This window comes from Actinomycetota bacterium (assembly GCA_030650795.1).
Lineage (GTDB): Bacteria > Actinomycetota > Actinomycetes > S36-B12 > S36-B12 > UBA11398.
Genome location: JAUSDJ010000025.1, coordinates 1 through 14,003, shown reverse-complemented (window position 1 = coordinate 14,003; position 14,003 = coordinate 1). Strand labels below are relative to the sequence as shown.

Here is a 14,003-nt window from a genome sequence, read left to right as displayed (position 1 = left end):
GCGCGCTATGCCAGCACGACTCGCACCGTCACTTTTTGCGCTTTGCGTCCCTGATTCAGCTGCACGACGCAAGTACCCGCTGCCTTCATTCGCACTCGGACACCCACCACCATGCACACTCGAGGAGTGCGAACGATGACCCTGGAGACTGATTCGAAATCAACACCAATCCAGGACGCCAAGGTTTGTATTGGGACTCGCGCGCCGACCACACTTCGGCCACCACTGACCTTGACAGGCAGGCTTGCCACTGTCGGCAGCCCCTGGCCAAAGCCATTGCTGCCTTGGACTGTGAATGAGACTTCTTGACCCGGAGTCAGCTGAGTGAACGCACAAGTCGAGGCCATTGTCATGCAGCTTTGCCCACTGGGTTGCGCCGTCACTTTCCACTTTGTCGAGGCAATGCCGGCGCTCACCGGTGGAATCCACGAGACATCAACTCGCCCTTGAGAGGAACGGACCACCACACCAGTTGCTGCCGTAGGGGCCGCTACTGGTACATCGAACTGGGACTGCAGCCAAGGCAGAAATGTGGTCAGCCGTGTGTACAAGCCCGGATAGCCGGCTTTCGCGCACTCCGTTCCGAAGCTGACTACACCTGCAAGGGTTGGCACTGGTAAAGCCACGACCAGAGGGCCACCACTATCGCCTTGGCAGGCATCGATTGCTCCAGTAGGCGAACCAGCACACACATCCTGCAGGGGTACCACATCAGGTCCGTACTGACCGCAGGGGTCATTTGGCCCAGCGAGGACCAAAACATCTGCTCGCATCAGTTGATCAGTGGTGGTGGAGCCAGTGGGGTTTGTCACGCCCCAGCCAGAGACCACCGCGTTTGCGCCACTTGCCGGCCAAGATCGCGCATCCAGGCCAAAGGGCAGCGCGAGCAATTGCAGACTCCCAGTGAGGTCGATCGGCCGAACAAGGGTGATCAAACCGATGTCATTGTCGAATGTGTCGAGCCTGAATTCAGGATGCGGCGTGATGGATGCCACCGGCAATTCCGTCGACGGTGATCTCCCACTTGTCTTTGAAATGCCAGCCCAGACGCGGATATCGCTTGCTGCGTAGCCATTGAGGCAGTGGGCGGCGGTGATGATCGTCGTGGTACTAACCAGACTGCCGGAGCACTGCATCGAATTACGGATGATGATCAGAACTTGCCAGGGCGATTGATCAATGGTGCTTGTACTTCCTCCGATAATCCACGGAAATGCCTGCGGGGCTGCAGTAGAAATCGACGGAACGAAACACATCGCGATCGCTGCCACGATGGCAACGAACCGTGATTTCATCGTGCTGCCTGGATGCCCTTACCCAGAACGACGATGTCACCATCGCTCACGGTGTACAGACTCCGATCCCGCTCCATGTCGACGCCAATCTGGGCGCCGTCGGGGATGATGACGTTCTTATCAAGGATGGCTCGGCGCACGACAGCATTGCGTCCGATTCGCACACCTGGCATCAAGACGCTGCCTTCGACGTAGGCGCCGGATTCGACCGACACATTTGAGGAGATGACCGAGGTGCGAACGTGAGCGCCCGAGATGATCGTGCCCGCCCCAATCATCGATTCGTGAGCATTTCCACCCTCGACAAATTTTGCTGGCGGTAGCGGAGGCAGATGAGAGAGGATCGGCCACCTTCGGTTATACAGATTGAAAATTGGGTGAACTGAGACCAGATCCATGTGCGCGTCGTGGTAACTGTCGAGAGTTCCGACATCGCGCCAATAGCCCCTATCGCGGTCCGTTGCACCGGGCACCAGATTCGTCGCAAAGTCGTATACGCGCGCTTCACCGCGGGCTGTAAGCATCGGAATGATGTTTCCACCCATGTCATGTAGCGATGCCGGATCAGCGGCATCTTCACGGAGCACGTCAATCAGAGCTGCCGTAGTGAAAACGTAATTGCCCATCGACACGTAGCAGGATTCATCGTCGCCCGGAATTGTTGGCGGATTTGCTGGCTTTTCGAGGAACTCGCTAATGGTGTGACCATCAGCAGCGGTCTGGATGACACCAAACTCGTGAGCCTCTGACTTCGCCATTCTGATGCCAGCAACCGTCACTGAGGCGCCTGAATCAATGTGTGCATGAATCATCTGCATCGGATCCATGCGATAGACGTGGTCAGCGCCAAAGACCACCACATACTCAGGTGCTTCATCGTGCACCAGGTTCAGACTCTGGAAGATCGCGTCAGCGCTGCCGGTGTACCAGCGCGGGCCAAGCCGCTGCTGCGCCGGAACTGGCGTGACGTAATCGCCGAGCAAAGTCGGCATCCGCCAAGTTTGAGTCACGTGGCGATCCAGGGAGTGCGATTTGTATTGGGTTAGCACGCAAACGCGGCGAAGGCCGGCATTAATGAGATTTGAGAGGACAAAATCAATGAGCCGATAGGAGCCACCAAAAGGAACTGCGGGTTTGGCGCGGTCTCCGCTCAAGGGCATGAGTCGCTTGCCCTCACCGCCGGCGAGGACCATGGCTAGCACATGTGGTTCCGCGCTCATCCTTGAACCCTAGTGCCGAAATGCCCGCGCGAGCGGCTGCCATTCAAATGCCTATGCTCATCAGGTGCGCATTGGAATTCTCACTCGCGAATGGCCACCTGAGATCTACGGTGGCGCAGGCGTGCACGTCGATCAACTCGTCCACGAGCTCCGCAGATTGACCCCGGTGTATGTGCACTGCTTTGGCGGACATCGAGCAGATGCAACGGCACACCCGGTCCCCACTTCTCTGCACGGCGCCAACCAGGCCATCCAGACTCTGGGTGTTGACCTCGAAATGGCCATGGCCGTGGCCAATGTGGATCTCGTCCATTCGCACACCTGGTACACCAACCTCGCCGGCCACGTGGCATCACTGCTCTACGGCATTCCTCATGTGATCACGGCCCATTCCCTGGAGCCCATGCGGCCGTGGAAGGAAGAGCAACTCGGCGGGGGCTACCACGTCTCATCCTGGGTTGAGCGCTCCTCCTACGCCGAGGCAAAGGCCGTCATCGCCGTAAGCAATGGGATGCGAAATGACGTGCTGGCCTCATACCCCTTCGTTGACCCGGCGCGAGTGCACGTCGTGCACAACGGCATTGACACTTCGATCTACAAGCCGCAGAGCAGCGTTGCCAGCTTCGAGCGGCTAGGCATCGACCCCGAAAAGCCCTACCTGCTATTTGTCGGACGCATCACCCGGCAGAAGGGACTCGTGCATCTACTGCGGGCCGCCCAGCAGTTCGCCGGCGATATCCCTCTCGTCATGTGTGCGTCAGCAGCCGACACTGCTGAAATCGAGGTTGAAACCGCTGGAGCTGTCCGCGATTTGCGCGCGACCCGAGGAGCAGACAGCGTTATTTGGATTGAAAAGCAGGTTGATCGCGACACCCTGATCACCCTGTTTTCGAATGCTCTCGCTTTTCTTTGCCCGTCAATCTATGAACCACTCGGCATCGTCAATCTCGAAGCGATGGCCTGTGAGACAGCCGTGATCGCCAGCGATGTCGGCGGCATTCCAGAGGTCGTGGCAGATCAAGAAACCGGACTGCTCGTGCACTACGACGTCAATGACCCGGCGAGATTTGAACGAGAGTTTGCCGGCGCCGTGAACTCACTCATCGAGGATCCCGCGCGCGCAGCCATCATGGGCAAGGCCGGACGCGAACGAGCTGTGGCTCACTTCGGTTGGGATGCAATTGCCCAGCAAACAGTTGACGTCTATCAAGCCGCAATGGAGAGTTGACTTTCGTCTCTCGCCTACTGAAACACCACAGTGCGCTTGCCCGTCAGCATAATGCGATCTTCAGCGAACAGCCGCACAGCTCTGGCCAGCACCACTCGCTCTACATCTCGGCCAATCTCGGCCAAGTCGGTTGCCGTGTGCGCATGCGTGACTCTTTCGACGGCCTGCTCAATGATTGGACCCTCATCCAACTGCGCAGTGACGAAGTGCGCCGTGGCTCCAATGAGTTTCACTCCGCGGTCATGGGCCTGTTGGTAGGGACGAGCACCACGGAAGCCAGGCAGAAATGAGTGGTGAATGTTGATGATTCTTCCAGCCAATTCGGCACACAAGCTCTCACTGAGCACCTGCATGTATCGGGCCAGGACCACAACGTCGACTTCATGAGTTCTGGCAAGACTCAAGAGCACGGATTCTTGGCTCGTGCGCGTTTCGGGCGTCACCGGCAGATGGATGAATTCGATGCCATGTCGCTTGGCGATGTGTTCGCAGTCGGGATGGTTGGAGACGATAAGCGGGATATCGATCGGCAACTCGCCGATCTCATGGCGATACAGCAAATCGACCAAGCAATGATCGTGCTTGGACACCATGATCAACGCTCGGCGGCGATCAGTCTCATGCCTCAGTGAGAGTTCTGGATCAAAGCCAGCCACCTTGGCCAAGACGGCTGCTCGGACTTCGTCGATCTCGAGCGGGGATTCAAATTTGGTGCGCATGCTGAAGATGCCGGAATCCTCATCCGTGAATTGCGCCTGCTCCAAGATGTTGCCCTCCACCTCAAGCAGGGCACCCGTGATTGCATGCACGATGCCTGGACCATCCACACACCTGAACGTGAGGATGTAGTGCTTGATGTCGGTCACGCCATGCAATCTACGAGATGACTTGGAGCAGAGGTAGCGTGCCCCGGATGAACGCGATCAGGTCATGAGCGGGGTGGCGGTGGTCGGCGCCGGCATTGCCGGCGTACGAGCAGCCGAGTCCTTGCGCTCCTCTGGGTACTCGGGCCAAATCACACTGATCGGCGATGAAGCGCCGCTCTATCGACCATCGGTCTCCAAGGAAGCACTCTCCTTGGCTAGCACTGGAACTTTTCCGATGCCCATGAAGCAGAGCGAATCCGAATTCACCTGGAGTCTGGGGTCAACAGTTCAGAAGGTTGAACTCTTGCAGCAATTGTTGACGTATCAAGACTCTGCAGGCGCACTTCTCGAAATGCATTTTGACGGCCTGATCCTTGCCACAGGTTTGCGGCCGCGCTCACTTCCCATTCCGGGTCCAGCTTCCGGAAGGCATCTGCTCCGCACCTTGGCTCAAGCCGAAAATCTTGCGCAGCATCTCCAACCCGGTATTCGAGTAACCATTGTTGGCTCTGGTTTTGTCGGATGTGAGGTGGCAGCTGCTGCAATCACGCGCGGCTGCGAGGTCACGGTCATCTCACCAGAGCTGATCCCTCTGGCGTCTGCCGTCGGTGACACCATCGGCGAGATCGTCACTCAGCGCCACCTTGATTACGGCGTCCGGTTCATCCTTGGACAGACCGTTCGGGAGTACCGAGGAGACTCCACGATTCGTGAAGTCGTGCTTGAAGATGGTCAGGTGATTGGGACCGATCTCGTGCTGGAAGCTATCGGCTCGCAACCCAATGTTGAGTGGCTCGAAGGCCAAGGACTCGATACTTCCAATGGCGTCCTGGCCGATGGGCGGCTTCGAACCCTTGGCACCACAGCTGCCGTATTCGCCTGCGGGGACATCGCGCGTCACCCGAACGCCCTGTTCGGCCCAGCCGCGCGACGCGTTGAGCATTGGACCGTGGCTGGCGACACAGGCACCTATGCGGGCAAGGCCCTGCATAGTCTCCTGGATTCAGGCGGGATTGAACTTGCGCCCTTTGCTGTGGTGCCCTCATTCTGGTCTGATCAATATGACATGCAGATTCAATCCTTTGGCATCCCGCAACTCGCGAGCGACCACACAGTCATTGAGTTGAATGAGGATGGTTCCTGCATTATTGAATGCCGGGACTCGCAGGGGCTCGTGGCAGTGATCGGGATCAATCGAACCGCCGAATTGGCCAGATACCGAAAATCTCTGAGCTCGCGGCAGTAGAGCACGGGACTATTGTCGGAAAATGCGCAAGCTCACCGAACCGGCTCCGAGCGAAGGCATCACCTTCCCTACTGGCGGTGACGGACGGGTCAGTTCCCTGGCCACCGGGCGCGCGATTCTCGCTGACAGTGTGCGCGAAACTGACCCCTTGCTTGCAGCACGAATTGAGCACACTGACGATTGGCGTCATGGCTATCTGGGACCAATCAAGGATTCAGCGCTCGCCGCTGCGAAACATCCTGAGTCAGCAGTTGCGATGGCCGCAGCTGGACTCGCTTCAGCACACCGACGATTTCACTTCTCGCGAGATGGGCAACTTGGTTCGCTCGACACAGCGCTGAACTCGGCTGCGCAGCTCGGTACTGCCACTATCCGTGGCCGCGCTGCTGGAGAGACGGGCTTCTCGGTTCCATATGGCGGCCAACGCCTTTTCGATGGAGATCTGCGCCGGCAACTGGAACTCTGGGTTCAGGCGGGCATCGCGGAGCCAGAGTTTGCCGCCTCGTTGAATCTCTTGCTCGACAACCCTGACTGGCTTGATCTGTCCGATCTTGAAATCGCAGTACTGGGTGCAGGTGCCGAGATGGCGCCGACCAGATCACTGCTGCGCTGGGGTGCCACAGTGCATGCGGTCGACCTTCCGCAATCTGCCACGTGGAGTCGGTTGATCGCCATCGCTCGCGCAACCTCGGGAACTCTGCACATTCCCTTGGCACGACCTGAGGACGATCATGCGGTAGTTCACCCCGACGAAGATCACGTCATCGCTGAACTCGCCGGAGTAGACCTCCTTGTCGAAACACCCGAGATCGCTCAGTGGCTGGCCAGGAACGATGCCCCATTGATTCTGGGCTCTTACGCATATGCCGACGGGGCAAAGCACGTGCGGCTGAGCGTTGCCGTCGACGTCATCGTCGAAGCGCTGGGCAATGCCGGAAAGCCCATCCAACTCGCCTCGCTTTCATCCCCAACCGACGTCTATCTCGTTCCGAGCCAGGCCGTTTCGGAATCACAACGTCGGTGGCAAACACGGGGAGTCAACACAGTCTTGCAACTGCCGATGCGAATGGCTCGCAAATTCGAACCCAATTATTCAGCCGCCACCGCGCACATCGATGACTTTCATGGGCTCAACGACTCATTGATTGGGCAGCAAGGGCCGAACTACGTCTTGGCAAAGCACCTGCAACGCTGGCGATCACTCGTGGCTCGAGATCAGGGCAAAACTGTGTCGATCAACATTGCCCCGATGACCCGCACTCAGTCTGTGATCAAGAGTCGAGCACTCAAAGCCGGCTATCGCGGAGCAGCTCGATTCGGCATCGAGGTCTTTGAACCAGCGACATCTACTGCGTTGATGGCCGGATTGCTCGTCCACGACTTGCGCAATCCCAATAGTGCGTCGCAGCCAGCAACCCCACTCCGGCACCCACTGGAATTGCTTTCAAGCAATGCAATCCACAGTGGGCTCTGGCGCACTGCTTACGCGCCGCGTTCGGTACTGACTTTTGCAGCGATGCTCGGGCTGTTCGAATCTCGACAGTAGACACTCGATCCACTTTGCCCGGACGAGTCAACCGGCTATTCGATTGCGGTAACGACCTCTGTCTCGGCGATCAACTGACCGTCAGCGTCGTATACGTCAATGATTTCGTCCTCGACAACGAGGTTCCCATCGGCGTCCAAGATGTCGATCGTCTCGTCAACAAGGCTGCCTTCAACGCCTGTGGCAACGATCAAATCATCGACAACAGTGCCGAGCACCTCGTTGTCCACATCAAGTACGACCGAGACATCAATGTCTTCGCCGATTTCAATGCTGTCGGCGGAATCTGTGGCTGACATGATGGTGCCCTTCGCTCGGAATTGGCGGTATGTGGGCTCATGCTCCCAGTGAGAACGTGAACAGCATGCACCACCCCCGCAGGTAGAGTCGGCGAGTGCCCGCGCCAACTGATCGACTTCCACTGGGCCTGCAGCCCGGTGGGCTGGCTTTGCACATTGGCGTGCACAAGACCGGCACAACAGCCATCCAAGCGGCGCTCGCAAACAGCCGGCCGGTGCTGGACACATGGGGTGTTCGCTACCCGGGTGAGGGTCAGGCACATCGACTCATTGCATCCTCGGCGATGGGGCGGCGGCTGGGCTGGCGAGTTGGCGGATCAGCGGCCCCCGACCCGCACGCGTGGACCGACTTCGTGAAGGATGCCCATGCGTATCGGGGCATCACCGTGTGCTCAAGTGAGTTCTTTGCCGAATCCTCAACCGAGACAGCGCAAGGGATCGTTGACAAGATCGGCAAGGATCGGACCCACGTCATCATCACCCTGCGAAATCTCGGTCGCATCCTGCCCTCAGCTTGGCAGCAGATCCTCAAGTCGGGATACGAGACCGCATACATCCCTTGGCTTACACATGTGCTCACAGCAACTGATCTGGAACCGAAGGCAGAGACTTTCTGGATCCGCCATCGGCACGATGAGGTCGTTGAGCGATGGGCTCGCATCGCTGGGCCAGAACGAGTGACCGTGGTCGTCGTAGATGACGCAGAGCGGGACGGGATCTATCGAAACTTCGAGAATCTGCTCGGCCTGCCTGATGACACTCTGCTCAATCATCGAGATGCCGCACCGAATCGGTCGATGACCCTGGCCGAAGCCGAACTCCTACGACAACTCAACATCTCTCTGGGCGGCGGCAAGGGTTGGCGGCCATTTAGTGATCAGGTGCATGACGGGCTGATCAAGGCGATGATTGAACGCCGCATTCCAGGGTCCGATGAAACTCGAATGCAAACTCCTCAGTGGGCTCTTGACCGTGCCGCAGAACTGGCTCGCATCTACGTCGACGTCATCCGTGCGAGCGGAGTCAATGTTGTTGGTGATCTCGGGGTCTTGTCAGAGCATCTTCAAGGGCCTGAGGTGGTGGAAGAGGTGCCTCCGATCTCCATGCCCATCAGCGCTGCGATGACTGCGATGCTTGGCGCGCTCGATGGGTCTCGTCCATCAGCAGAACTCTCGACTTCCGCGCGCTTGAAGCGGCGAGTCAAGAAGTTGCAAACCGAATTGCGCGCAAAAGGCCGCCCGTGAGCAAGCGCGAACACCAATCAGCTCGTCGACTCCTCCACAGTCGTCGTCGTCACCACCGATGAAAGCTCATATCTGTTGCCGTAGATACTGAGCAGGGAGAGCATCATTGCTGTTACAGGCACAGCCAGGAAGGCGCCCGCTACCCCAAAGAGAGACGCGCCGAGAATCACCGATCCAAAGGCCACCGCCGGATTGACATTGACAGCCCGAGCGCTGATTTTCGGTTCGAAGGTCAGGTTCTCCACTTGTTGGTAGATGAGAGCCCACACAAGCACGATCACGCCATCCCATGGATTGTCACTTGCCAGACCAACAATCACCGGCAGCACTATTGCGATGTATGTACCGATCGTGGGTACAAACTGAGCCACGATTCCGGTCCACAATGCCAAGGGCAGCCAGTAGGGCAAGCCAATGACCGCGAAAACGATGCCTGAAGTAACGCTATTGATTGTCGCGAGCACAACGCGAGCGCCAACGTAGTTACCAGTCTTCTCAGCCGTGAGACTCCAGACGTTCTCCACAATCCCCTGGTACCGCGTGGGGAACAGTTGACACACCCAACGTTTGAGCCGAGGCATATCGGCCGAGAGGTAGAAGGTGAACAGCGCGAAGCTAAAGACACCGAACACGCTGCCCACCACTGAGCTCAGGAAGCCCAAGGCATTGACGCCCAGCTTGGTCGCAATTGACGTGATGTCGTTGGTGTCGATGTTGAAGGAGTTGAGAATGTCCTCACGCGTGATCGATTGCGAGAAGGTCTTGTTGACCCAAGCAAGCACTCCATCGATGAGATCCGGGAGCCGGTCTACGAACTGACTGAGCTGATCGATCAGAAGAGCGCCAAAGGTAACGATGAAGAGCACAACAGCAGCCATGAATCCGAGCATCACGATGATCGTGGCCAGCCCGCGTCGCATGTGAAGCGAAAGCCGATCAACCACGGGCGCCATCGCAATTGCAGCGAACCACGACATCAACACCGTAAAGATGACATTGCCGCCGTCTTCAAGGATGAAGGCGAACAGCAGACCCAAGGCGAGCACCCCCATGATGACAAAGCCGATGCGCCAGACATTGGAGTGCGAAAAGGTCACCTGAATCAGGCTGGGGGCTACCTGCTCGGCGTGGGAGATTGCAGCGTCCTGCTCCGCTTCAGAAATCTCGTCGTTTTCCACCACATGGCCCCCGAATCTTTGGATCGTCGCGTCCACTTATCGCCTGATTCAGCCTATGAGAGGGGAAGACCTCAAATCGCAAGACACGGAGCGCCGACAGCGGCAATATTCCTTGAACCTCAAAAGGCGCGTCGCCAAATAGGAGGATTTCATGACCACAGTGTTTGTTCGGGCAAAGGTTGAAGACTTCAATGCTTGGAAAGTTGCCTACGACTCCGGTGTTGAGATTCGCGATGCAGCAATCGGGAGTAGTCGGCATGCCTGATGTCAGGTTCGTTGAAAGCGTCTGAACCTCGATTGAAGTACCTGAGCCCGCCCAAGCTTTCACCAGATCTCGATGCGCTCATCTCGTGATCGCATGATCGGTGCATCGTCATCCAGGCCGAATGCCTGCTGAAAAGCATCGAGATTAGAGAATGGTCCGGCAACGCGGATCTCGCGTGGACTGTGCGGGTCGACCTGCGCGAGAGTTCGTTTCAACTCCTCGCTCATGTTGACTCGCCACAGGGTTGCATTGGCGAGAAAGAATCGTTGAGCAGGCGTGAGCCCATCGACATCTGGAGAATCAACGCTCACGCGTGCGTGCGCGCGTTGAGCAAGAGCAATGCCACCGAGATCAGCGATGTTCTCACCGAGTGTGAGCCGCCCATTGACATGGACATCGTCCACAATGATGTACTCGTCGAACTGGGCAACGAGGCGCTCGGCCAAGGCGGTGAAATGCTGTTGGTCATCCTCATGCCACCAGTCAACAAACTCTCCATTGGCATCAAAACGCCGACCCTGGTCGTCGAAGCCGTGCGTGATCTCATGTGCAATCACGGTGCCGATGCCGCCATAGTTCACCGCATCATCAGCGTCAGCATCGAACATCGGTGGTTGCAGGATTCCGGCGGGAAACACGATCTCGTTACGGCTGGGATGGAAGTAGGCATTGACGATATGCGGAGGCATCTCCCACTCGTTCTCATCAACCGGAGCCGCAAGTTTTGCAAGTTCACGATCAAGTTCAAATCGAGTCGCGTTCAGCCGATTCGCAGCGAATGAATGGCGATTGATCTCTAAACCAGACCAGTCGCGCCATTGATCCGGATAGCCAATCTTGACCCCGAAGGCGTCGAGCTTCACGAGGGCCTGAGCTCGAGTCTGCTCGGTCATCCAGGCGCGCGTCCGCAGCGACTGACGCATCTCCTCGACGATTTCGCGCACCATCTCGAGTGCTCGATCCTTGGCTGCTGGCGAAAATGTCTCGTCGACATAGCGCTGCCCAACCGCCTCGCCCATATCACTTCCGAGCGCTGCAATCACGCGCTTGTACCGCTCCTTGGGTTCCTTTTGACCTCCGACGCGACGGCCGTAGAACTCGAAGGCCTCATCCTCTATCCGAGTTGGCAGGGCGCTCGCGCATGCACTGACCACCCGAAACTTGATGTATGCGCGCAGAATTGACAGTTCGGTGTCAGCGAGGATGGCGTGGAGTTGCTGCAGGTAGTCGGTGTTCGCCACATTCACTGTGTTGGCGCCAACCGCTCCAACAGCGATCAAGTATTCGCGTAGTTGCAGATTGGGAGCGAGCGCGGCCAGCGCATCGATGGTGAAACGGTTGAGCGTGCGATCCAGATCGCGACGCTCCTCGGCCCTCATATTTCGCTCAGCAAGGCGCGTCTCAAACTCAAGAATGGCGGGTGCCAAGCCCGCCGCGTCCTGCTCAGAAGTGCCGATGTTCACCAACTGAGCGCGTACGTGTTCGACATACGCCACTCGTAATCCCGTTGCTGCTTCACTGTCAGCGAAGTAGGACTCCCGCTCCGGCAGACCTAGACCTGAAGGTACGAGCCAGAGCAGATTCTGTGTCGAATCATCGTGGTCGACGTCCACTGCCCACATGAACAAGGCAGCAACGCCAAAGTTATGAAGGCGCGGCAGGAAGTCCAGCAGGAGCTGGTGGGTGGATAGCAGTTCGATCTCATCGAGCAAGGGCTGGATGGCAGAAATACCTGCGCGTTCGATCGCATCGGTATCCATCCCTGAAACGAAGTAGTCGCCGAGCTTGCGATCCAGTTCGTTGGCCGGACTATCCGAAGCCTTCTGCAAGAGCTCGTGGATCAGCGTTTCATTGCGCGTTTGTACTTCTTCGAATGCGCCCCAAGCACCAAAGCCCGCGGGGATGGGATTGGCCTCAAGCCAACCGCCGTTCGCGAAGCGATAGAAATTCACGCCCGGATTGACGGATGGATCGCGGTCCACATCATGCAGCGCCATTGCACTCTCCTTTTGTCTGCGAACGAGAGTACTGGGAGCATTTCCTGCTCGCTGCTGCTTGGTGCCGTGCTGACCTGTGATGACACTGCGCTTGTGTAGAAGCGTTCGCTGAAAGTTGTTCCGCGCGCTCGCGGACGCGACCCCAGCCCCCGGTTGACGGCACAATTTCCGCTTGTAAGGCATTGGGAGTCAACATGATCATCGGCCTTGTGCTCACGCTGCTCGGCCGTTCAGGTCGGCCCTTCGCTGGACGCAAGACCTACTTCTGACCTAACAGAGGTTCCGAGTTTCTCGCGCCCGAATCCTCCAGACACTCAATCTCGTGAGTACTCTCAACAAGAACACGTTGATTGCAAGCCTCCCGGTGCTATCGCACGGGGGTGTACTGGATGGGTTGGGCGCCGGATGCAATCGTCTATCAAACCGGTACTGGTGCGGCGATGATCGAGTGGCGCAGTTCTGTTCGCGACGATCATGTTCTCGGCTACACACGCGGCTTGTCCGCCTTCATTGCGCCATTCCTGCTTGCCGCGTTCGTCATCTTGTACATCTTCCCCACGCGAACTGAGCAGTTGCGGTCATGGACGATCGCCTCGACGATGACGTCGATGGTCCTGGCCTCGGCGTACGCGGGCGGCTTCTACTTCTTCATCCGAATGCTGACCGAGCGTCGATGGGCCGCCGCCTCGCTAACTGGCTCACGCCGAGGGCCTGTGCGTCATGCTCGTTTCGGTCAAGGCCAGGGTCGGCCCTGAACGGATCCGGCGCAGGTTCGCGCTCTTGTGGACAGCCTGAACCCTCTCGGGGACAATCGCCATGACACAGGAAGGAGGCGCCCGCATGGGAGTACTCGAGGGCAAGACCGTCGTCATCACTGGGGCAGGTCGCGGTATCGGGCGCGCTATCGCTTTGGACTCGGCAGCGGAGGGCGCCAATGTGGTCGTCGCGGATTACGGCGTCGGGCTCGATGGATCGTCGCCGACTTCCGAGGTGGCCTCCGCGGTCGTGCGTGAGATCGAGCAGTTGGGCGGCTCCGCGATCGCGGTCAGTGAATCAGTCACCTCGATGACTGGCGCGCAGATGATTGTGCGCTCGGCGGTCGAGGCCTTCGGCGGCTTGGATGGCGTGGTCTGCTGCGCGGGCGTGCTGCGCCACCGGCCTTTCCTGGAGATGTCCGAGGACGACTTCTCCTTCGTGGTCGACACGCATCTCAAGGGTCACTTCACAGTCTTTCGAGCTGCCGCAGAGCAGTCAGTGGCTGCCGGGCGCCCGGTGTCGATGGTCGCGATCTCCTCCGGCTATCTGCAAGGAGATCCAGTGCGCGCCAACTACCGCGCTGCGAAGGCAGGCGTTGTAGCGCTCATGAAGAGTGTGGCCATGGCCGGGGAGGGCGGCTCTTTCCGCTGCAACGCCATCGCCCCGGTCGCCAACACGCGCATGACCGAAGCGTCGAACATGATCATGAAGGGCGGACCAGGGGACATCGCACCGATGGCGGTCTACCTCATGTCGGCCGCATCAGAGCCACTAAATGGCCAGATCTTCACCGTGGACGCTGACCGCATCGCAACGTGGCAGGACCCGGTCGAGAAGCGCATGGTGTTCGCGGCCTCGCGTTG

The 14,003-nt window shown here is 58.3% G+C and carries 12 protein-coding genes; 6 read left to right on the top strand and 6 right to left on the bottom strand.

The window, feature by feature from the left end; translation table 11 throughout:
• Positions 1–5: 5 nt before the first annotated feature.
• Both Q7L55_07450 and glgC read right to left on the bottom strand, forming a co-directional pair.
• Positions 6–1,295: a trypsin-like serine protease gene (locus Q7L55_07450; protein MDO8732389.1), complete on the bottom strand. Its 1,290-nt coding sequence runs from the start codon at positions 1,293–1,295 to the stop codon at positions 6–8.
• Positions 1,292–2,515 (bottom strand): glucose-1-phosphate adenylyltransferase, encoded by a 1,224-nt coding sequence (glgC, locus tag Q7L55_07445; GenBank protein MDO8732388.1) that lies wholly within the window; start codon positions 2,513–2,515, stop codon positions 1,292–1,294. Before glgC ends, Q7L55_07450 begins: the two co-directional genes overlap by 4 nt.
• A gap of 64 nt (positions 2,516–2,579) precedes the next feature.
• Here glgC and glgA point away from each other — a divergent pair, with 64 nt between their 5' ends.
• A complete protein-coding gene (glgA, locus tag Q7L55_07440; protein ID MDO8732387.1) occupies positions 2,580–3,743 on the top strand; it encodes a glycogen synthase in 1,164 nt (387 codons plus the stop codon).
• A gap of 14 nt (positions 3,744–3,757) precedes the next feature.
• Here glgA and purU read toward each other — a convergent pair whose 3' ends face one another.
• Positions 3,758–4,609, bottom strand: coding sequence for a formyltetrahydrofolate deformylase (gene purU, locus Q7L55_07435; GenBank protein ID MDO8732386.1), 852 nt, complete (start codon positions 4,607–4,609; stop codon positions 3,758–3,760).
• Positions 4,610–4,673: 64 nt separating this feature from the next.
• On the opposite strand from purU, the gene Q7L55_07430 reads away from it, so the two are divergent.
• On the top strand, positions 4,674–5,855 hold the full coding sequence (locus Q7L55_07430; protein ID MDO8732385.1) for an FAD-dependent oxidoreductase: 1,182 nt from the start codon (positions 4,674–4,676) through the stop codon (positions 5,853–5,855).
• Between the two features lie 22 nt (positions 5,856–5,877).
• On the top strand, positions 5,878–7,401 hold the full coding sequence (locus Q7L55_07425) for a hypothetical protein (GenBank protein ID MDO8732384.1): 1,524 nt from the start codon (positions 5,878–5,880) through the stop codon (positions 7,399–7,401).
• A 35-nt stretch (positions 7,402–7,436) separates the two neighbouring features.
• Here the strand turns inward: Q7L55_07425 and Q7L55_07420 are convergent, their stop codons facing one another.
• A complete protein-coding gene (locus Q7L55_07420) occupies positions 7,437–7,700 on the bottom strand; it encodes a hypothetical protein (protein ID MDO8732383.1) in 264 nt (87 codons plus the stop codon).
• Between the two features lie 95 nt (positions 7,701–7,795).
• On the opposite strand from Q7L55_07420, the gene Q7L55_07415 reads away from it, so the two are divergent.
• Entirely contained in the window at positions 7,796–8,944 is a 1,149-nt protein-coding gene (locus tag Q7L55_07415; protein ID MDO8732382.1) for a hypothetical protein, read from the top strand.
• 17 nt (positions 8,945–8,961) lie between these two features.
• Here Q7L55_07415 and Q7L55_07410 read toward each other — a convergent pair whose 3' ends face one another.
• Together Q7L55_07410 and Q7L55_07405 are read right to left on the bottom strand one after the other, a co-directional pair.
• Positions 8,962–10,158 carry an AI-2E family transporter gene (locus tag Q7L55_07410; GenBank protein MDO8732381.1) on the bottom strand — a complete coding sequence of 399 codons (1,197 nt, stop codon included), beginning with the start codon at positions 10,156–10,158 and terminating at the stop codon, positions 8,962–8,964.
• Positions 10,159–10,446: 288 nt separating this feature from the next.
• Entirely contained in the window at positions 10,447–12,384 is a 1,938-nt protein-coding gene (locus tag Q7L55_07405; GenBank protein MDO8732380.1) for a M13 family metallopeptidase, read from the bottom strand.
• 389 nt (positions 12,385–12,773) lie between these two features.
• Here Q7L55_07405 and Q7L55_07400 point away from each other — a divergent pair, with 389 nt between their 5' ends.
• Both Q7L55_07400 and Q7L55_07395 read left to right on the top strand, forming a co-directional pair.
• A complete protein-coding gene (locus Q7L55_07400; protein ID MDO8732379.1) occupies positions 12,774–13,139 on the top strand; it encodes a hypothetical protein in 366 nt (121 codons plus the stop codon).
• An 85-nt stretch (positions 13,140–13,224) separates the two neighbouring features.
• A partial coding sequence (locus Q7L55_07395) for an SDR family oxidoreductase (GenBank protein ID MDO8732378.1) occupies positions 13,225–14,003 on the top strand: 779 nt, incomplete at its 3' end.